General features: G+C 42.3%; 24 protein-coding genes and 2 pseudogenes. 5 read left to right on the forward strand and 21 right to left on the reverse strand.

Features of this window, described 5'->3' with window-relative positions:
- Positions 1 to 119 precede the first annotated feature (119 nt).
- The 5 genes from Xish_RS19125 to Xish_RS04990 form a co-directional block, all read right to left on the reverse strand.
- Positions 120 to 245: a hypothetical protein gene (locus tag Xish_RS19125; protein ID WP_279625600.1), complete on the reverse strand. Its 126-nt coding sequence runs from the start codon at positions 243 to 245 to the stop codon at positions 120 to 122.
- A gap of 78 nt (positions 246 to 323) precedes the next feature.
- The gene (locus Xish_RS04975) at positions 324 to 812 is read right to left on the reverse strand and encodes a structural cement protein Gp24 (protein WP_099116398.1); all 489 of its coding nucleotides are present in this window, start codon (positions 810 to 812) and stop codon (positions 324 to 326) included.
- Between the two features lie 9 nt (positions 813 to 821).
- Entirely contained in the window at positions 822 to 1694 is an 873-nt protein-coding gene (locus Xish_RS04980; RefSeq protein WP_099116969.1) for a DUF2213 domain-containing protein, read from the reverse strand.
- A 152-nt stretch (positions 1695 to 1846) separates the two neighbouring features.
- Positions 1847 to 2212 (reverse strand): hypothetical protein, encoded by a 366-nt coding sequence (locus Xish_RS04985; protein WP_244185925.1) that lies wholly within the window; start codon positions 2210 to 2212, stop codon positions 1847 to 1849.
- Between the two features lie 31 nt (positions 2213 to 2243).
- Positions 2244 to 2819 carry a Rha family transcriptional regulator gene (locus Xish_RS04990; protein WP_099116971.1) on the reverse strand — a complete coding sequence of 192 codons (576 nt, stop codon included), beginning with the start codon at positions 2817 to 2819 and terminating at the stop codon, positions 2244 to 2246.
- Positions 2820 to 2975: 156 nt separating this feature from the next.
- On the opposite strand from Xish_RS04990, the gene Xish_RS18540 reads away from it, so the two are divergent.
- Positions 2976 to 3122, forward strand: a complete 147-nt coding sequence (locus Xish_RS18540) for a hypothetical protein (protein WP_167383220.1) — start codon at positions 2976 to 2978, stop codon at positions 3120 to 3122.
- A gap of 88 nt (positions 3123 to 3210) precedes the next feature.
- Here the strand turns inward: Xish_RS18540 and Xish_RS04995 are convergent, their stop codons facing one another.
- The 6 genes and pseudogenes from Xish_RS04995 to Xish_RS05020 form a co-directional block, all read right to left on the reverse strand.
- Entirely contained in the window at positions 3211 to 3534 is a 324-nt protein-coding gene (locus tag Xish_RS04995; RefSeq protein WP_099116972.1) for a hypothetical protein, read from the reverse strand.
- A 43-nt stretch (positions 3535 to 3577) separates the two neighbouring features.
- Positions 3578 to 3778: an Rz1 family lipoprotein gene (locus Xish_RS05000; RefSeq protein ID WP_167383221.1), complete on the reverse strand. Its 201-nt coding sequence runs from the start codon at positions 3776 to 3778 to the stop codon at positions 3578 to 3580.
- A gap of 8 nt (positions 3779 to 3786) precedes the next feature.
- A pseudogene (locus Xish_RS05005) lies at positions 3787 to 4044 on the reverse strand (structural protein); the annotation flags it as partial.
- Positions 4045 to 4048: 4 nt separating this feature from the next.
- Entirely contained in the window at positions 4049 to 4252 is a 204-nt protein-coding gene (locus tag Xish_RS05010) for a hypothetical protein (protein ID WP_099116974.1), read from the reverse strand.
- Positions 4249 to 4572 (reverse strand): hypothetical protein, encoded by a 324-nt coding sequence (locus Xish_RS05015; protein WP_099116975.1) that lies wholly within the window; start codon positions 4570 to 4572, stop codon positions 4249 to 4251. The genes Xish_RS05010 and Xish_RS05015 overlap by 4 nt, the downstream gene beginning before the upstream one ends.
- Entirely contained in the window at positions 4572 to 4892 is a 321-nt protein-coding gene (locus Xish_RS05020) for a phage holin, lambda family (protein ID WP_244185927.1), read from the reverse strand. The genes Xish_RS05015 and Xish_RS05020 overlap by 1 nt, the downstream gene beginning before the upstream one ends.
- A 161-nt stretch (positions 4893 to 5053) precedes the next feature.
- On the opposite strand from Xish_RS05020, the gene Xish_RS05025 reads away from it, so the two are divergent.
- Positions 5054 to 5275, forward strand: coding sequence for a hypothetical protein (locus Xish_RS05025; protein WP_038193254.1), 222 nt, complete (start codon positions 5054 to 5056; stop codon positions 5273 to 5275).
- Positions 5276 to 5279: 4 nt separating this feature from the next.
- Here the strand turns inward: Xish_RS05025 and Xish_RS05030 are convergent, their stop codons facing one another.
- From Xish_RS05030 to Xish_RS18545, 4 genes are all read right to left on the reverse strand, one after another.
- Complete coding sequence (locus Xish_RS05030; protein ID WP_141553921.1) at positions 5280 to 5597, reverse strand: hypothetical protein; 318 nt, start codon at positions 5595 to 5597, stop codon at positions 5280 to 5282.
- Positions 5598 to 5636: 39 nt separating this feature from the next.
- A complete protein-coding gene (locus Xish_RS05035; protein ID WP_099118674.1) occupies positions 5637 to 7067 on the reverse strand; it encodes a site-specific DNA-methyltransferase in 1431 nt (476 codons plus the stop codon).
- Between the two features lie 532 nt (positions 7068 to 7599).
- Positions 7600 to 8109, reverse strand: coding sequence for a hypothetical protein (locus tag Xish_RS05040; RefSeq protein ID WP_244185934.1), 510 nt, complete (start codon positions 8107 to 8109; stop codon positions 7600 to 7602).
- Between the two features lie 299 nt (positions 8110 to 8408).
- Complete coding sequence (locus Xish_RS18545) at positions 8409 to 8852, reverse strand: hypothetical protein (RefSeq protein WP_167383222.1); 444 nt, start codon at positions 8850 to 8852, stop codon at positions 8409 to 8411.
- Positions 8853 to 8938: 86 nt separating this feature from the next.
- On the opposite strand from Xish_RS18545, the gene Xish_RS05050 reads away from it, so the two are divergent.
- Positions 8939 to 9190, forward strand: coding sequence for a hypothetical protein (locus Xish_RS05050; RefSeq protein ID WP_099116978.1), 252 nt, complete (start codon positions 8939 to 8941; stop codon positions 9188 to 9190).
- A gap of 279 nt (positions 9191 to 9469) precedes the next feature.
- Here Xish_RS05050 and Xish_RS05055 read toward each other — a convergent pair whose 3' ends face one another.
- Together Xish_RS05055 and Xish_RS05060 are read right to left on the reverse strand one after the other, a co-directional pair.
- The gene (locus Xish_RS05055) at positions 9470 to 10468 is read right to left on the reverse strand and encodes a PDDEXK family nuclease (protein ID WP_208614809.1); all 999 of its coding nucleotides are present in this window, start codon (positions 10466 to 10468) and stop codon (positions 9470 to 9472) included.
- Between the two features lie 29 nt (positions 10469 to 10497).
- Positions 10498 to 11559 carry a DUF1266 domain-containing protein gene (locus tag Xish_RS05060; protein ID WP_167383223.1) on the reverse strand — a complete coding sequence of 354 codons (1062 nt, stop codon included), beginning with the start codon at positions 11557 to 11559 and terminating at the stop codon, positions 10498 to 10500.
- Positions 11560 to 12024: 465 nt separating this feature from the next.
- On the opposite strand from Xish_RS05060, the gene zur reads away from it, so the two are divergent.
- Positions 12025 to 12537 (forward strand): zinc uptake transcriptional repressor Zur, encoded by a 513-nt coding sequence (gene zur, locus Xish_RS05065; RefSeq protein WP_099116980.1) that lies wholly within the window; start codon positions 12025 to 12027, stop codon positions 12535 to 12537.
- A 148-nt stretch (positions 12538 to 12685) separates the two neighbouring features.
- On the opposite strand, the gene lexA is transcribed toward zur, so the two are convergent.
- Positions 12686 to 13303 (reverse strand): transcriptional repressor LexA, encoded by a 618-nt coding sequence (gene lexA / locus Xish_RS05070; RefSeq protein WP_099116981.1) that lies wholly within the window; start codon positions 13301 to 13303, stop codon positions 12686 to 12688.
- A gap of 118 nt (positions 13304 to 13421) precedes the next feature.
- Positions 13422 to 13793: a diacylglycerol kinase gene (locus Xish_RS05075; protein WP_099116982.1), complete on the reverse strand. Its 372-nt coding sequence runs from the start codon at positions 13791 to 13793 to the stop codon at positions 13422 to 13424.
- A 137-nt stretch (positions 13794 to 13930) separates the two neighbouring features.
- Here Xish_RS05075 and plsB point away from each other — a divergent pair, with 137 nt between their 5' ends.
- A complete protein-coding gene (gene plsB / locus Xish_RS05080) occupies positions 13931 to 16399 on the forward strand; it encodes a glycerol-3-phosphate 1-O-acyltransferase PlsB (RefSeq protein WP_099116983.1) in 2469 nt (822 codons plus the stop codon).
- Positions 16400 to 16472: 73 nt separating this feature from the next.
- On the opposite strand, the pseudogene ubiA reads toward plsB, so the two are convergent.
- Both ubiA and ubiC read right to left on the reverse strand, forming a co-directional pair.
- Positions 16473 to 17326 (reverse strand): annotated as a pseudogene (gene ubiA, locus Xish_RS05085) (4-hydroxybenzoate octaprenyltransferase).
- Between the two features lie 47 nt (positions 17327 to 17373).
- Complete coding sequence (ubiC, locus tag Xish_RS05090; protein WP_099118675.1) at positions 17374 to 17886, reverse strand: chorismate lyase; 513 nt, start codon at positions 17884 to 17886, stop codon at positions 17374 to 17376.
- Positions 17887 to 18009: the final 123 nt, after the last annotated feature.

The raw sequence follows: 18009 nt of genomic DNA on the forward strand, positions 1-18009 counted from the left end.
AATTATGTACAATAACATGTACAGAAAATAAATTTGCGAAAATTTTACACTGCTAAGTCGCCTTTGCAAATTACAACTTACCATTCGACACCAAAATCCACCAACATGATACTACTGCCCTATGATTGCATAGCTAACGCCGCATCTTGAATCAATCGCGGCATATTGTCGCGGGTGATCCATTCACGGGCACCGTTAAAAACAAAGCCGTATTTTTTGGCCTGCTCAAAAGAGAGTTTACTCATTCTATTCTCCAGTACGCATGACAAATTCCACCCGTTATTACAGGGTGTTGTCATGCGTGAATAATTTCAGTCAGGTAATTAGGCAGTCTGCCAGTTAGAAATTAGGGCGAGGTTGCTGTCAGTGTCGTAGTATTTGACAATCCAGTCGGTTTTGACGTGACCTTCAATCGGGGTTTTTGCATCACCTGTTTGAATACTGCCATCAGTCGTAGATGCAAACACCGTCTGACCAGTGGACGCACTCTGATTGGTTGGCGCACACCAGAAATCACCACGAGCTGCAATTGTAACGTCTGTCTGGTCTGGGATAGTCATTGTTGCAGGCGATGTCAGGTTATAGTTGTAATACGCTAGTATGCGCTCAACAAAGCCCACCGGTGCGCTTTTGCCTGTTGTGGAGGCTTTGACCTGCCGGAATGGATCCGTGCCTGCAAACACGAAATGACCGATGGTGATCTCGCCTTCTGCTCGCGGATTGCCCTGCGTGTAAATCACGGGGTTTTGTGTGGCTCTGTCACCGGGAACCGCCGGAGCGTAGTACAGTCCAACCTGTTTTTGTAATGCCATGATAACCTCTTAGATTTTAATGTTTTTCAAACCCGCAAATGGACCTTCTAGACTACTTGGCGCGGCATCCATAACCGGATTCTGTGTGAATGCAGAGGGCTTTTGTGTTGCTAGTATATCTACCATGCCTTTATATGCGGTTTTGTCGTATTTCTTGGGGTCATAGCCTTTATTTTTCAATGCATGCGCATAAATCGCTTCGGCACTATCAAAAGCCATGATGTCCAGCTCTCCCACCAGCGAACGGACTTTTTGCCCAGCTTCATTGAGTGCCTTAAAATGCACCTTAGTTTGTTCAATGGCCTGCTGGCGAATAGCGTTAGCATCCATTGTGATTTTCGGCTTATGATCCATGGCGGTTGTATTCTCCTTGTTTTCTCCCGAATTTTCCCCAACCGGATTATCGTTCACCGAATTGGGTTTTTCCTGACCGTTGTCCCCAACGGGCGCTGAGGTTGATTCGCCTTCTGCCAGTTCATGGGCAAACTGCATACCACCAATAAAGGTCTGTACAGCAGCTTCATCATCTGTTGCCAATCCTAACTCCGTCATTTTTTTTCTGACGGCATCGTTATCTATTACGAACTCAGTCGGCTTCTGGTTTTCAGTTGACTGAGCCGCATTAGGATCGTCCTGTGTAATCGCGGTGTTATTCTCAACACTACCGGGCACTTGGTTTTCCTGTGGCATTGTCTGTTCCTGTAATTGAGACGGTAAACCGTCATGTACGTACACATCGGGACCAGCCCGACCTTCTTTGACCAGTGCTACATGATTCCCTCGGATATCCAGCAACATCTTAGCCTTGGCTTCTTCTTTAGGAGCGATATCAGGCAAAGGTCTGATCGGGCGCAGTCCCGGTGGTATCTGGTGCTCAGGCATATTTACCTCTCTTTGGTTGAATTCAGAATAAACAACTGGCTCTATTTATATAAACCCCCTATCGGAGCGAGACCATTTCAGCCCAAAACTGACACAAACCTCTATCAAGCACCCGAATATGGATGCTTTGCAGAATTTTGTATAATGGGTAATCACTCTAAATTTATACCTTTGTAACTCTCTGGCGGGATCAGCGTTCCATATTCATCTTGCACACCAATGTCAGTTAGCATGTCACCATATTGATGAACGAGAGCATTCATGTACTTAATCCCTCTACTGTTCAATTCCGGCACTTTGCCACCGCAAATAACAACTCCCTTAATCGGAGTGGCGTCAAATTCTTTCAATAGCTTTGAGTAGAATCGCGCTCGATAGCCATCATTCATTCTGTCTTTGGGGTATCCATCTAACAGGCCCCATAGAAAATGTTTGCAGACTTCAATGTCGCCAGTTTCATACCGATAAATAGGGCGACGCCATGTCGCCACTAAATGAAGTAAGTACGCCTCGGCCACTCGGCTACAAAAGAAATCGCATGGTGATATATTATCTTTCATGAGTGATTACCTCTTTACCGCCACCAATCAACCCAAGAGCCACCTGACCGAGGTCATTAATCAGCTTTTCAGCCTTATTGAGGGTAATCAGGTCATCTTGTCGCTTTCTCAGTCTGCGGCCAGCATCAGAGGAATCCTCGTCAGACGCCTTTTTTGCCAAAACAAGCATGTCTTGTAGTTGTTGGATGGTAAATCCGAAGCCAGATTTCACCTCAAGATCAGTCATGTGATCGAACACCTGAGCTTGTAACTCATAGCTATAGCTCATTGCCATCAGACAAGACTCACGCTTGGGGAATTTATATCCTGGGTAAATCTCGCCGTTCTGTTGGTTCTTTATGGGGTGTGAGAAATTTTTCGCACACCCCTCACCAAGCACTTTTGGCACCTTTTTAGTGAAATCTGAATGACGTAATTTTTTGTACTTTTTGCACGGGAACGTTAATCCCTCTGCCTCTGCTTTAGCCTTACGGTCAGCGTTGATGTAATCCACCATTTCCAAGCTGGTCATGGTCGGTGCTTCTGTTACGGGAAGATTGGCTTTATTCGTTTTGACTAATTTCATCGGGTATTTTCCTTATAGAAAGCCGAACCTGTTCACACAGAAAAACCGCCCGCAGAAATACCCTATTAATAACGGTTTTCTCAGGCTCGACTTTCTGTAAGGCTCTGCGTTTTTATTGGTATGCGTGTGAATGCACGGTGAAATTCAGATATAAAAATGCCACCATCCCGTGTGCGTTGGGTACGCGATGGGAACGAGGTGGCAGCATGGGTTATTCCTGTAGCCACTCAGGGAATGGGTATAGGAATAAAAAAGCCATCACGCGAGGTGGTGGCAGTAAGTGTTATGCAGATCGCTTTTTAATCATTTCGATTGGATATAATCGCGGAGCGATTACATAGAGAAACTATCTCACTGACACTGCCCTTAACCTACTCCTGCCACCCCAGAATCATTTGCTCTGAGGTGGTAATGCATCCTGAACAAGAGGGTCTACCTCTGGATGCTGCGTCTTATCCTGCCAGTGATTTTCAATCGCTTCACTCATGCGACGCATCCAATCAGCCAGTTTTAGTGCCGCCTCTTTCTCTGATTTCAGTTTAGGAAAATTAGTAAATTCCATTCTTGCGATATATCGACCGAATTCGTCTTTGTTGATGAGAAGTCTTTGGTCAAGAACTGTTTCTAAGTTGTTGTGTGATACATAGTATTTACTGAGTTGTGTTCGCTCTTCCCGATCTTTCTCAAAGTAAATCAAGTCAACGTCTGTTTTCATTTATCCCACCTGCATTCAGTATTTACATAATCCTGCAAATATCTCAGTTTTGCCCGGTCGTTGATGACGCCTTCTCGGATATCGAGAACAGTTGATCCAGTTTCTCCAGTGAGTTCGACGGTGGTTGCATCGCCCACGCCGCTGGAGGTAACGGTTTCAGACACGGGGCAGGTGGCTTTGATGCGCAGCTTGCGACGGCCAGAGGCAACATCAGCCCGAAGAGTATCGATTTCAGTCTTGGCATGGGCGAGTAGCAACACCCTTGATATAGGCTGAGGTGTTGTTTTCTATGTTGGGCGCCCAGCGGTTGATGATTTTAGACACGCTGTTATGACCGCCTTTGTGGTAATTGGTCAGCAACTTCATGAGTGCCCGAATGCCATACTCTGGTGACTCGAACCGACAGAACCGCTTTTCAATCTTCGGGTTATGAGGCAACTGGCCTTGCCATTTGTTCTTTGGGTTGTGATCAATATTGCCCGGATTGTGATTCCTAATGCCTCTGATCATCAGATTATCCCTCATGGTCGTTCAGCAATTTTTCAATATCCCAACTGCGCATACTGGTACAAACCTCTACTCCTGTATCCAGAAAAATAGCTGTTCCATTATTACCGTTATAGTCAATGGGCTGAAAATGCGTAATACGTTCTAAAACAACCGTGGTGGAATACATCCGGCTACTGACGCCATAGGGCGGAAAATTATAGGTATTCATGATGCATTCCTATTCATTCGGGATGTTTCGCCAATTTCATACCGATCATCGATGAGTTCGTCATCATCACTATTGAATTTCGCCATCGCATCACAACAAATTGTGCAACAACGATAGTGTATGATTTCACCATCAAATACCCATGTTGATAATCTGGCGATGGATTTCAGGGGGATGATTTCATCGCAGATATGACAGCGAGCCGATTTGCGGGTTATACCGATTTTGTCTTTCAGGCAGCGTTCAGAACCGTCACCAAAATCACCCCAAAATAAATCAAATGACAGAACGGCATCCGTGTAATTTTGGTCTCTTGTCATTATTTATCCCCCAAGCGTTTATTAATGGCACGAACAGCAAACTCACGCAGCTTCTCAACACCAATAAACCCAATGGCACCCCCGATAGCCGGTGCAAAATTGGCAGGAATGCCGAACATCTCCAATCCACTGGATACACTCCATGACAGCGCACCACACAGTAGTGCCTCGACCCAGCGGTTCTTTCGTTCCACGCCGTCATAAATCAGGCGCCCGTAACAAATTAATGCCGCCAAAACAGAGCCGGATATTTGCGGCCATGAGTTTTTCAGGCCGTTTAATATGTCAGCCCATAAATCAGGATTTTCTTTCATCTTCATATTCCACCCCATCTGAACAATGGGCGTCCGTGGGGTGAACGATGGTTACCCCTGTGAGTCGGTTAAAAGTAATGGGTTGATAGTTAAGGTAAGCTGTTAGATCAGCCAAAAATCAACCAATCAATAGAGGGATGGCTGATTACCTCTAAAAAGGAAAAAATATGATTGTCATTGGCGGGCATAGAATGTCACCAGAACAAAATTTTCTTTATGACAAGTCCCAATTAAGCTATGAATTAACTGTTGCAATAATTGAGTTTCTTATCTCAGAATCCGCTAATCCAGAAGAGACAAAGAAGAAGTTAGAAAAGATGGTATTAAAACACGTCTCAAGTCACGCAAGGGGACATGCTGGCAAGGACTTAATCAACCTTCTGAAATAGCAAATCAAGGTGCAAGTGATTGCACCTTATTAATATGACTCACAAATTCTAACGACTTACTTTTAGCCCACTCTGTTGCTCTGAGTTCAAAATCTGAAAACGTCGATCTTTCATTATAGTCTTCGACATAAAATAATTTTACATGAGGCGTTTCATGAAAAAGGACTTCATCTTCTTTTTGCAGGCAAACATAAACATCAGCTTCTAGTGTTGCCACTCGTTTAGAAGAAAAAGACAATATGCTTTGCTGTTTCATGCCATCATTGTTTTTAAATTCCAATCTCGAATTCACTTTAGGAAAATTTACTATAATCTTCATCATTCACCTCGCTAGTGAGTTAATAGGGGTAAGATTGGAGTGTTAAGCTTGATCAAGCTTAAATACCTTAAACCCACCCATTTGAGATTCAGCTTTGTATTTTTCAATACTTATTCTCATTCTTTGCTTTCCCAATTCTGTTAAGTTAAGTGGCTTACCCGATTCATTTAAGTAATCCATAGACGCTTTTATTTGCTTTTTCATCTCAGTACTGGCTAATTTGTAAGTGTCCTCTAAATTTTCGGGCAACTGAACCAGTATGTAATTTAATTTAATATTTTTATTTTTACTCACTATCATTGCCGCTTCGCCCGTCGTTGCTGAACCCGCGAAGAAGTCTAAAACGATATCGCCATCATTAAGGGATTTTAAAGAGCCAATCAGTTCAGTTACGAGCTTTAATGGCTTTTTCCCATTTTTGAAAGGTACACCACCTTCGTTATTAAGCCCTGTAGTTTTAATGTGAGACCAAAGATCGCCAGGATGAACAAACAGGTTATCAGAGGCAAATATTAATTGCAGTCTGGGGTTTTGGCTGGTTTCTGGATATGTTCCGCGTACAAGATACACTAACCCCTGAGCTGACTTAACAGAGAAAACGCCACTTACTTTCTTGTTCTTCTTCTTCTTTTCTTCGCTTAGTTTGTAAACACTACTGGATTTGACGCACTGACATATTCGCCAGCTATTATCGAAAAGCCATTCATTCTTTTTGGAAACGGGTCCTTTATATACTTCGGACAAAGACCTTAAGGTTACCCCTGATAAAATTTCATCTAATTTTTTTAACTGCTCGTCACTAAGATACGCCGAATCTTTTATCGCGTCGTAAAAGTCCCTATTCTCCCTGCTAAAATTATCCAAATATATATTATACTCCGAGTCCCACCCAGACTTCTTTATGGGGGTGAATTCAATATTATTGATACCACTCGGTTTTATAGCAATGATATATTCTTTTAATTTTGGAATAGTACCTTGCTTTTTGACGCTGGCCATTTTGAGGCCGCTGGCTTCACTCATTTTAATGACAATAACTTTAATGGCGTCGTATCCAAATATTTCTTCGCAAACCTTCACTAAATTAAAGACTTCATTATCATCTATAGAGATATATATCATTCCTTCTGGGTGAAGTAAGTTTTTAGCAACGAGCAACCGCGGAAACATCATATTCAGCCAATTTGTATGACGCCGACCCGATGTATCACTGAACCGGTCTTTATAGATAAAATCCTTGCCCGTATTGTAAGGCGGGTCGATATAAATCATCTTTATTTTTTTGTGATAAGACTTTTGCAATATCTTAAGCACTTCAAGATTGTCACCTTCAATAAACAGGTTCTCTGTGGTATCCCAATTCACACTCTCTTCTTTACAAGGGCACAAAGTGCCTGTTGGTGGCATTTGGGCTATTTGACGTGCGCGAGCCTTACCCTGCCAAGTGAAGTTATAGCATTCTTCAATTGCCATCAACGAGTTCCCTGTAATGAATAGGTTGCCCTCAGAATCGAGGGCGGTAGATACGCAGCGCGTATTGATAACAGGCCGTGCCTGTATGATTTCAGATGCTAAATTGTGATCCTGCCAATATGAGCGTTTGCGATCGGCTGGAATAGGTAAATCCGCAACGCACCCAACACTTTCTCGGTAGTTGGCGACCAAAAAACAAAAAGCCACGCCATGCGCAGCCTTGAATTTGAACCGCTCGGAATTCCTAACTATTTGAATTTGTTCCGATGCCGGAATTCCCATATCGGGATTTTGAACTACCGAGGATTCTTAGGTAGTTGGATTTACTACGGGTAGATAGCAAAAAACCCCGCGAGTGCGAGGTTTGGAATTTATTCCGACCTCTCAGCCGGAGTGGTTGGAGTCCCAGACCTAAGTCGAAGTAACCAACTGGGCGGAATCGATAACAAGCGCCGCCCCGATTTGCCTTGTTACCCGCTCTTTCGCTTCTTGCTCCGAGCATACCTAAAATATACACTCCCATAACTTTTTTTCAAGTTATTTCAGAAATATTTATTGTTTCTATTCCTTTTTGTGAGCGCTCTCGCACTATTTCATCCTGCAACACCATATAAACTTTGGCATGAAATAAACTAATACACCATTTCACCCGATCAATACATTGTTTGATGGTCAACCACGGAGCAATGTCACTCTGCATATAATTTGCGAGAGTTTGCACGGTGTTTCTGCGAAGATAATAATCAGTGGCGAGGACATATACAGGGTTGGACTTACTAAAAGCTTTTAAGATAGCCTGCTCTACAAAATCAGCTTCATCTACATCGTTGGCGCGTTGAAACATGTCGCTGAGTGATTGCTTGGGAAATAAAATCATGTGGGCTTTTTTCAGTAATTCCTCCCCTCTATATCCGGCAGTTCTTAGGCTATCGAATACATCCATAAACTTCTCTTGCTGCTCTCCTGACCACCCACTTACAAATCGCCATATTCCATCGCAGCCACCACCGCCATATCTTCCAGAATAGGCTGAGCCACCCATTTCATCAGCCCATAGTGATAAGATTGCTTTGACCCATCGCTCCTGTGCTGGCGTTAATCTGCGCACTTTGCCTAGGTATGATTTCCTTGGCGCATTGGCTACCCTCCGGTTCCATTCCTGAATAAATTATTAATTCGACCATTATTTAATCACCACACAAGGCGCGATGTAGCTAATTCTGGCGGGTTTTAATTTAAACCAACCCAACGTTACCACTTATGGCATTTAATCGCCCCTGTGTTAATCTCAGGAGCAAATAACGGCATTCACAAATGTGATAGTGGCTGTGATTTGGCATTTCATTTATTAAATCCCCTTAACCAACCAATAATGTGATAATTCTCATCGTCGGATAAACCATTTTTATATTTCTCTCTGGTTTTTCTGTGATAGTGCATTTGGATAATGGCAAAAAGCCAGAAGCATGTGGGATACAAGGTGATAAGTAATAAGAACGTTATTAGCTTTACTATAAATTCAGGTAACTGCCTAATCTCACAATCTAAAAAATCATCTACTCCATCTCTGCTGAGTACGTATTTTATTGACCTTAAAATGCGATTTAATTGAGAACAAATTACATCCCCAAGCGTGTAATCATACCCAGCCATTAACCAAGGAGAATTTATGTAAACCAAAGCGGATAGACCGCAGGCCAAATAGAGCCACCACGGTAAGGCAGCAAGAAAGCCAAACTTGCACCGGTTATCAGCGGCAAAGATGCGACAGGAACTCAAGGGCATGAGCGCGACCACTGCGAGAGTGTGGTAACTGACCATAGATCATTCACTGAGTGATCTATGGTGAGCTAATTACAGGGGAAATTTCTATGAACGAGAAAGATTACTGGCTGGAAAATACTCTCGACAATTTCTTTTTTCAGTCTCGGCAAAAACAATGCGAGAATTTCCGAAATAATCGCCAACCCAAACAACGCATGACCAAGCAGGAACGCGACACTGTTAACGCATTAACCAGTTTCATTACGACAGTAAATAGCGTTCCATCGAAAAAGTCAGTTTCAACCAAAACCAAGTCCCGCCGTAGATTGGAGTCAGGCGGGTTGACGGTGAGGGGGTGAGATTTTCTTTCTCAGATATTTAATCAGCATTGATGGAATATAAACTATAGCCGCGCTTATAAGGTACATCGTAACGAAATAAGCAAAGGTTTCTGGCGAAACACTAGGATAGTGCTCGCGTAGCCATAATTCGAGTGGCTCAGGACGAAACGCTATTAACAGGATGTAACCCAAAAAAGCAAAGTTCGATTTGTTAGCTTGCTTACCCAACCAACCAACAACCTTTTTCCATTTATTTCTATCCATAGATTAAATTTTATTCTCATTATTGTAGGGAATTTATTCTAACCGATTTCTGCGCGTTGGGGAATTCGAGGAACCACTACCGCCTGATGTGGTTAAACATAGCTGAGTACGATACTTTTTGTATTTATCTTCAGTTCCTTTAATTTCTTCATATTTTTTCAGTAACTGAAACGAACAAGTTTTATTATTTCGAAGATAGCTAAAACCAGACTCATCAATTAATTGATGCTCCTCAAGTGCTTTAACTGTATAAAAACCAATGTCTGACTTACGGAATCCTTGCTGGTAAGGTATTCCATTAACATACAGATTAAGTGATGAGTGATCTTTTTCATTGCTAGCAACTCTCTTTTCACGCTTTTTATGACGTACCTCTATCTGGTAATCCATCGCTTCGGGAAGAGGAACAATTTGCTCAATATTTAATAAAAGTTTTCCATTTACTCGAAAAGGCTGAAGACGAACACAAGTTATATCCATACCTATATCATTCATCCACAAAACTGATGTTGTAATCTCTTTAGAAAAGCTAGAAGCAGCTAAAACGATACGCGTTTCTTTAGCAAAATCACTATGCTGTGGAGAGTCCCATGCCAGAAAATCCAACAGCGAACTTTCAGCATCAATATCTTGCCCTGTTTGACTCAAAAATTCCCTGTAAGCACTAACAGCCTGTTCCCACGTTAGATTCGAAACCATAGCAGCGTACCGGATCGCCTGAAGTTCCATATGACCACCATCGTCATCCCGTTTAAGCTCGATAACGACGAGATTGGCAGACTTATCGATACCAAGTAAATCAAGACGGCGATTAGAGCCAACAAAGTGACTATATTCTTCAGCAATCACTAATGTATCTGGGCTGATGGCTTCAATTTGTGATTTTAAAAAGCGCTGAATGTCTTGTCGTTCTTTCAGCTTTTCTGCTTCAAATGAAGTCATTTCAACTTTTATTAACGAATCCTGTGCTAACTCATATATTGCCATGTTTGTACTTACACTATATTTCTTGTTATTGTTCCTTTGTGCCATATAGTATACATAACTATCCCTACAGGCTATTAATGCAAGACACGAATTTCAATATGGTTATTATCCTCATCCATTACTTCATCGTCGTCGAGTGAACCTTCCATTTGTTGATCGCGCAATATGGAATTTACAACATCAGCAAAACCATCTTTCATATATTGCTCCATAAAAATACCTTTCGGGTTTGGCCAAGGTAATTTAGCCATCGGCCAGTCACAATACTCTTTGTAAAACAAAAATTCTTTCAGGCGCCCTTTTACTTTGTCAAAATCCCGACTCCAGTAAGCATTACCTAACCGATAATTCGTGTAGAATTCATCAAAGCTGCCAAAAATTTCATAAACATAATCGGCTGTTTTGAGTATATTTTTCCACGCCGTTGCTTCACTAATATAGCCCGCAGCAAAACAATTTCGGCTGAGTACAATCGCCCGCCAAAGATCAAACCCCCAAAGTAAGGCGGGAGGGCGTCCATTAATTGAACGAGAACATTGCTGTACATATTCCTCTGGCTCTTCAATTAAACTGCCAAGTACCTTAAACATGTCCCCATCGGTAAAAACTGCATCAACCGCAAAACGCTCTGAGTGCATTCCCGCCCATAAATTATGCAATATTTTCCAATAATCTTTTTCATCAAGTATTCCCCAATCTTTATAGATCCGAGATTGGTGAGGTTCTGCATCTGATAAAGGTAAGATACGATATTGGTAATTATCGTGGGAAACACGGCTTTTTAAAGGGTAATGCTCTAATGTTTCTATCCAAAAACCATCGTAATAACAACTAATTATATGCAATCGCAATGCCTGACGCTTTTCTTCCGGCAAAACAGAACACTTTGCCTGTAAGTAATAACGTTTCTGTTCGGTAATCGGGAGATTTTTGATGCGTTGGAAACTATAAATAGAGAAATATATCCCAAGTAAGCTCAAGCCAATTAAGCTAGCCCAAAGTATATATCCCTTTGAAGGTACGTTATTAACATCAAAGATCAGTATCGTTACTCCGACAGATAATACACTCAGAAAAAGTGTTGCAATCCAAAGAACACCTAAACCCACTACCTGAATAGGTTTGAGAAATGTCACCCTTTTTCTTTCCTTAAGGATATTTTTGATTATCCGAAAGCCATTAACAGGAAATCTTCTATTATTCGGGTGGTTTTGCAATAATTCTTTCATTTTTAATCCATTAATTAAATAAGATGTATTTAGAATATTTAAAATACCATTTCCGTTGTTAATTATGAATAAACTATATTTAACTACATGTAGTTTCAATCCAAGAAACATAATTATTCAAATCAATCAACTTGATCTCGCAGATATTATCCAATATTTTCAACTTTATTTTCTCCGTTTTTTAGCCCATTTTATTGTTCTTATCCACGGATTAACTTTATTTTCAAGTATCTCATCATGACAAGATAACCACTCTTTTTCACGGGTATATTACACATCAGACGAGAACTGAACATCATATCGATACCACTCTCAGGTTAAAAAACATGATAACATTAAAGTCATTAGCATCGTGTAGGTGTGAGAGGTGTAATGAAAACTATCAATCAAAAAAAGTTATTGGCACAGGCTGAAGCAATCTGCCTGTCAAGAGGGGTTCGTTTGACACCTCAACGCCTTGAAATTCTTCGTTTAATCACTGAACAGCCTAGTGCGATAAGCGCTTATGATCTGCTGGATTTATTGCGTGAAGTCGAGCCACAAGCCAAGCCTCCAACGGTTTATCGTGGATTGGAGTTTCTGCTGGAACAAGGCTTTATTCACAAAATAGAATCCACAAACAGCTATGTGCTGTGTCATCATTTTGAAGAGCCATGTCATACTTCGGCAATGTTTATCTGTGAATTTTGTGGTTCGGTAACCGAAAAGGATGCAAAGGATATTGAATCAGCTATTCAACAGTTAGCTCAGGGTACGGGATTTCACTTGCGAAATAGTGTGATAGAAGTTCATGGTATGTGTTCTTCCTGCCATGAGATTGAATCCTGCACAAAGCGTGATACATGCCAGCACAATCATTCGGTTGAAGAAAATAAAAAGAAATAAGAAAAAACGCTTGAGGCCAAATTGAGTAATGAGGCGGTCATAACTGATATAATCATATATTTTCAGGTTCCCGCTAAACTTAAGTTTAACGGGTTTTGGGAAAAATGACCGCCCCAGAATGGCAAACTGCAATCATCCGCCTTTACAATCAGAACCAGTCTCCGCTACGAATAACGCCAACGGCCAATCCTTCAATAGTGAAATTCTGTTCGCTCAAATCAACAACAATGGGTTTAAATTCCGGATTCTCAGCAATCAGTTCAATTTTGTTTCCTGTTTGTCTGAAGCGTTTTACTGTAACTTCATCTTCAATCCGCGCCACAATGACTTGCCCATTATGAACATCCTGGGTTTTATGCACAGCCAGTAAATCTCCGTCCATAATCCCAATGTCTTTCATGGACATACCACTGACACGTAACAGAAAATCAGCGCTTGGTTTGAATAATTCAGGATCAACCTTATAGTGACTTTCGATGTGTTCCTGAGCCAGCAGTGGTTCCCCAGCAGCAACACGACCGATCAACGGCAATCCTGCCCCTGCATCTTGCTCTTCAAGCAGCAAACGGATACCTCTGGATGCACCAGAGATAATCTCTATCACCCCTTTACGCGCAAGTGCCTTTAAATGCTCTTCTGCTGCGTTAGGTGAACGAAAACCAAGACGCGCTGCAATTTCAGCACGTGTTGGTGGCATACCCGTTTGCGAAATATGGTCACGCACCAAGTCATAGACTTGCTGCTGCCTGGCAGTTAATGCTTTCATTTCGCCCCCTGTTTGTTTATACAGTCAAGCTGTGAGTATATACAGGTAAAATCGAATTGGGAACCTGTCAGCATGTAAAAGCAGCTAAATAACGTATTTGATGAAAAAATACGCCACCTCAGCGCACAAAATGCGACCAAAAGATCATTCCCCAAGTGAACAGCGCCAAGAGTATGGTGAGCAATACAGCCGCTGACCCCATATCTTTCGCTCTACCTGATAATTCATGATATTCACTACCGATGCGATCCACGACTGCTTCTATGGCACTATTGAGGATTTCGACAATGACCACCAGCATAACAGAACCAATCAGGAGGAGCCTCTCAAGTAAGCCAATGTCTAAAGAAAATGCAATGATGATCGCAAATATGGCAGCAATTGCTTCTTGCCGGAATGCCGCTTCATTTTGCCATGCTGCCTTGATTCCTTTCGCCGAATATCCAGCCGCTTTAATGATGCGGCTCAAACCTGTTGATTGATTTGCCATAAAAATTTTCTTTAATGAACTTAATAATTGTATGGTTATATAACTTTTAGCTCTTATTATTGTCTTATTTCCACAGATCTCAAAACCTGTTTCTGGTATCCTTGCGATGCATTGCTAACAAGAGGCTTAAAGCAGTTATGTCAGGTTGGCGTAAAATATATTATAAATTATTGAATTTACCACTAAAATTATTAGTAAAAAGTAAACTAATCCCTACGGATCCCATTGCGGAACTGCGTCTTGATACGACTCGGCCTATTTTGTACATATTGCCGTATCACTCAAAAACAGACTTATTGACTCTACGTCAACAATGTCTGGCGCAAGATTTGCCTGATCCGTTAAATCCTTTGGAAATTGGTGACACACAGCTTCCTAGTTGTGTCTTTATCGATAACGGACCACGTGTATTCCGTTGTTATGCGCCAAAACATGAATCTGTGAGAATTTTTCACTCTTATCTGGACTTGCATCATAATAATCCCGATCTGGATATCCAGATGGTGCCAGTTTCCGTCATGTTTGGTCGCTCCCCAGGACGCGAAGGGCAAGAAGGGCATACAACCCCACAATTACGTTTGCTAAATGGCGTGCAGAAGTTTTTTGCGATCTTATGGCTTGGACGCGATAGTTTTGTCCGTTTCTCCACACCTGTGTCTTTACGCCGTATGGCCGATGAACATGGTACAGATAATATCATCGCCAATAAGCTCGCCCGTGTGGCTAGAATGCACTATTCCCGCCAACGTCTTGCGGCTGTTGGGCCTCGTTTGCCTGCCAGACAAGATCTGTTCAACAAGTTACTGACATCAAAAGCAATAGAAAAAGCGATTGCTGATGAAGCTCGTAGCAAGAAAATTTCTCCAGAAAAGGCCAAGCAGAACGCCATCAATATGCTGGAAGAGATTGCGGCAGATTTTTCCTATGAAACAGTACGCTTGACCGATCGGGTTTTAAGTTGGACCTGGAACCGTTTGTATCAAGGCATCAATGTTCATAACGCCGAGCGAGTTCGCCAGTTGGCACAAGACGGCCATGAACTGGTTTATGTTCCATGTCATCGTAGCCATATGGACTACCTTTTGCTCTCTTATGTACTCTATCACCAAGGGCTGGTTCCACCGCACATTGCGGCGGGCATTAACCTGAATTTCTGGCCTGCCGGCCCGATATTCCGTCGTCTCGGAGCGTTCTTTATCCGCCGCACGTTTAAAGGCAATAAGCTCTATTCAACCATCTTTCGTGAATATCTTGGTGAATTGTTTACCCGCGGTTATTCGGTTGAATACTTTGTCGAAGGAGGACGCTCCCGTACCGGCCGTTTGCTTGATCCCAAAACGGGTACGCTCTCCATGACCTTGCAAGCCATGCTACGAGGGGAGTCTCGTCCAATCACGATTGTGCCTATCTATATCGGTTATGAACATGTGATGGAAGTGGCAACTTATGCTAAAGAGCTGCGCGGTGCAACCAAGGAAAAAGAAGGCTTTTTCCAGATGGTGCGCGGGTTGCGCAAATTACGTAATCTGGGACAAGGTTACGTTAATTTCGGTGAACCGATCCCGTTGATACAATACCTGAACCAGCATGTACCAGAATGGCGTGACTCCATTGACCCAATAGAATCTCAGCGTCCAACATGGCTGACTCCAACAGTCAGTAAATTGGCTGACAATATTATGGTCAATATCAATAATGCTGCCGCAGCCAATGCTATCAATTTATGCACTACGGCATTATTGTCATCACGTCAGCGAGCACTTACTCGTGAACAACTTATTGAACAGTTAGATTGCTATCTGCAATTACTGCGTAATGTGCCTTACACTGACGATATCACTGTGCCAAACCAAACAGCAGAAGAGTTGCTAGATCATGCTCTTATGATGAATAAGTTTGAAGTCGAGAAGGACGGTCTAGGAGATATTATTATCCTGCCACGTGAAAGCGCGGTATTGATGACTTATTATCGTAATAATATCCAGCACTTATTGATCCTACCATCCTTGATTACCAGCATTGTTATGCATCACCGCCGTATCAGTCGCAGTGAATTGCTTAGACAGGTAGCGCTGATTTATCCGCTGATCAAGCAGGAACTTTTCATGCGTTACAGTAAGGAAACGCTCTCCGACGTCGTCAATACCTTGATTGATGAGCTGGCACGCCAAGGCCTTATCTGCAACAAAGAGCAAGGTATGCTGGTACTGAATCCTGCACGTATTCGCCCACTGCAATTGCTGGCAGCCGGCATCAGGGAAACGCTGCAACGTTATGCTATTACGCTCTCTTTGTTGAATGCTACCCCTGAAATCAGCCGTGGTGTACTGGAAAAAGAGAGCAGGATGCTGGCACAACGTCTGTCAGTTCTGCATGGCATCAATGCGCCGGAGTTCTTTGACAAGGCAGTTTTTGCTTGCTCGGTCAATACACTACGCGAAGAAGGTTATATTCAAGACAGCGGCGATATGATTACAACCAGTGCTCAGGAACTCTATCATGTATTGAGTGAGCTAATGTCACCTGAAATTCGCTTGACGATTGAAAGTGTCAGTATGCCACCAGAACAGAATGAACCTGTACAGATAGCGCAAGATCAACCATAACGATGCCAAACTGGTTATGGAAGCAAGAAATTAACGGGCGGATAAACGCCCGTTATATTAAAGCTACGCCATACTAGATATAGCTAAAAAAGATGCCGAGGAATAGAACTAAACCAACGTAGTTATTGTTCATAAATGACTGAAAACAGGCAGATCTTTCCCGATTTGTGATCAGTTTCTGCTGATAAACGAATAATGCTGTTGCCAGCAATACTGTCCAATAATATATTCCCCCAGATTCGCTATCCCACCAACTAAGACCAATATGCCCAGCATGATGAATTGCAGAATGCCAATTATCAGTTTATCAAAGCGTCCGAAAAGCACAGCGGTCGATTTCACGCCAATTTTCAGGTCATCGTTACGATCAACCATTGCATACTGCGTATCATAAATTACAGACCAAATAATATTGGCGAAAAATAGTAGCCAGCATTCTAATGGTAAGGACTCACTTACTGCGGAAAATGCCATAGGAATTGACCAGCCGTAAGCAGCACCTAACACAACTTGTGGCAAGTGACTAACGCGCTTGACAAAAGGGTAAATCCACGCCAGTGCCAGACCAACAACCGACAATGCAATTGTCATTTTATTCAGTGTCAGAACCAGCGCAAAAGAAATGAGTATCAGTGTGGCAAACAAGATTTTGCTTTCTTTTTCGGTAACATCCCCACTGGGAAGAGGACGAGATTTTGTCCGTTCTACATACCCATCAAATTTTCTGTCTGCGAAATCATTAATGCAACATCCCGCCGCGCGCATGAAAAACACACCGAGAGTAAACACTAACCCTATGTGCAAATCTGGCATACCTTTTGTGGCGATCCACAATGCCCAATATGTTGGCCATAATAGTAATAATGTGCCAATGGGTTTATCGATACGCATTAAACGGCAATAAGCACGCCATTTATTCCGCGTCATACTGACCTTCAATCTATTTCTCCCCTTTAGTTCTGTGGAACTTAATTCTATTTATATACAGGTGAATTCGGTAAAAAAACCTCTGTGAGCAGCAGTGGCTTGCCCGACAGCCTCAATAAAGAACGGCGTGCCCAACGCTCGCCCTGCCGGCCTATTTGAATATAATCTCGTGTTAAATTATTACCACTAAAAAGATAACGTCCAAGAGGAACAGTTCCCACATCCACCAATTTTTCATCTGGGCCAGTGAGGGTTTCCTCAGGAATAACTGTGCGTCCCAAAAGCCACGGGATGTTATCCCCATACAAGACAATTTCACGTAACCAATATTTTTCACTTACAGGTAAGTGCTCACTTTCATCATTTAACTCTTCCAGAGTGATAAAATTCTCCCTAAAAGGAGCAACCGATACATGCTGGCAATGTTGTTCAAAGCGATGTGTCATAGAGCCTACTTCCATCAGCCAATCTAAAACAGATCCAGGCAGAAGGTCAGTCTCATTTGATGATAACCAGTGGATGGGGGTTGAATTTAATATTGTGTCATCTGCCATTATTATTTTCCCATTGCGGGGAATATCAATTTCCCCGACAGCACAACGAATGGGGAGTGAGGATATCATGTTGCAGACCAATAAAATTAAAAGTTGATAACAAATTATGTAAATCACAAAAAAACTCAC

Source organism: Xenorhabdus ishibashii (assembly GCF_002632755.1).
Classification (GTDB): domain Bacteria; phylum Pseudomonadota; class Gammaproteobacteria; order Enterobacterales; family Enterobacteriaceae; genus Xenorhabdus; species Xenorhabdus ishibashii.

What these genes read in the sequence shown, in the direction of transcription:
- Xish_RS19125 (WP_279625600.1), bottom strand. Translation starts at nt 245, where the DNA reads ATGAGTAAACTCTCTTTTGAGCAGGCCAAAAAATACGGCTTTGTTTTT.
- Xish_RS04975 (WP_099116398.1), bottom strand. Translation starts at nt 812, where the DNA reads ATGGCATTACAAAAACAGGTTGGACTGTACTACGCTCCGGCGGTTCCC.
- Xish_RS04980 (WP_099116969.1), bottom strand. Translation starts at nt 1,694, where the DNA reads ATGCCTGAGCACCAGATACCACCGGGACTGCGCCCGATCAGACCTTTG.
- Xish_RS04990 (WP_099116971.1), bottom strand. Translation starts at nt 2,819, where the DNA reads ATGAAATTAGTCAAAACGAATAAAGCCAATCTTCCCGTAACAGAAGCA.
- Xish_RS18540 (WP_167383220.1), top strand. Translation starts at nt 2,976, where the DNA reads ATGCCACCATCCCGTGTGCGTTGGGTACGCGATGGGAACGAGGTGGCA.
- Xish_RS04995 (WP_099116972.1), bottom strand. Translation starts at nt 3,534, where the DNA reads ATGAAAACAGACGTTGACTTGATTTACTTTGAGAAAGATCGGGAAGAG.
- Xish_RS05000 (WP_167383221.1), bottom strand. Translation starts at nt 3,778, where the DNA reads ATGCCAAGACTGAAATCGATACTCTTCGGGCTGATGTTGCCTCTGGCC.
- Xish_RS05010 (WP_099116974.1), bottom strand. Translation starts at nt 4,252, where the DNA reads ATGAATACCTATAATTTTCCGCCCTATGGCGTCAGTAGCCGGATGTAT.
- Xish_RS05015 (WP_099116975.1), bottom strand. Translation starts at nt 4,572, where the DNA reads ATGACAAGAGACCAAAATTACACGGATGCCGTTCTGTCATTTGATTTA.
- Xish_RS05020 (WP_244185927.1), bottom strand. Translation starts at nt 4,892, where the DNA reads ATGAAGATGAAAGAAAATCCTGATTTATGGGCTGACATATTAAACGGC.
- Xish_RS05025 (WP_038193254.1), top strand. Translation starts at nt 5,054, where the DNA reads ATGATTGTCATTGGCGGGCATAGAATGTCACCAGAACAAAATTTTCTT.
- Xish_RS05030 (WP_141553921.1), bottom strand. Translation starts at nt 5,597, where the DNA reads ATGATGAAGATTATAGTAAATTTTCCTAAAGTGAATTCGAGATTGGAA.
- Xish_RS05035 (WP_099118674.1), bottom strand. Translation starts at nt 7,067, where the DNA reads ATGGCAATTGAAGAATGCTATAACTTCACTTGGCAGGGTAAGGCTCGC.
- Xish_RS05040 (WP_244185934.1), bottom strand. Translation starts at nt 8,109, where the DNA reads ATGGGTGGCTCAGCCTATTCTGGAAGATATGGCGGTGGTGGCTGCGAT.
- Xish_RS18545 (WP_167383222.1), bottom strand. Translation starts at nt 8,852, where the DNA reads ATGCCCTTGAGTTCCTGTCGCATCTTTGCCGCTGATAACCGGTGCAAG.
- Xish_RS05050 (WP_099116978.1), top strand. Translation starts at nt 8,939, where the DNA reads ATGAACGAGAAAGATTACTGGCTGGAAAATACTCTCGACAATTTCTTT.
- Xish_RS05055 (WP_208614809.1), bottom strand. Translation starts at nt 10,468, where the DNA reads ATGGCACAAAGGAACAATAACAAGAAATATAGTGTAAGTACAAACATG.
- zur (WP_099116980.1), top strand. Translation starts at nt 12,025, where the DNA reads ATGAAAACTATCAATCAAAAAAAGTTATTGGCACAGGCTGAAGCAATC.
- lexA (WP_099116981.1), bottom strand. Translation starts at nt 13,303, where the DNA reads ATGAAAGCATTAACTGCCAGGCAGCAGCAAGTCTATGACTTGGTGCGT.
- Xish_RS05075 (WP_099116982.1), bottom strand. Translation starts at nt 13,793, where the DNA reads ATGGCAAATCAATCAACAGGTTTGAGCCGCATCATTAAAGCGGCTGGA.
- plsB (WP_099116983.1), top strand. Translation starts at nt 13,931, where the DNA reads ATGTCAGGTTGGCGTAAAATATATTATAAATTATTGAATTTACCACTA.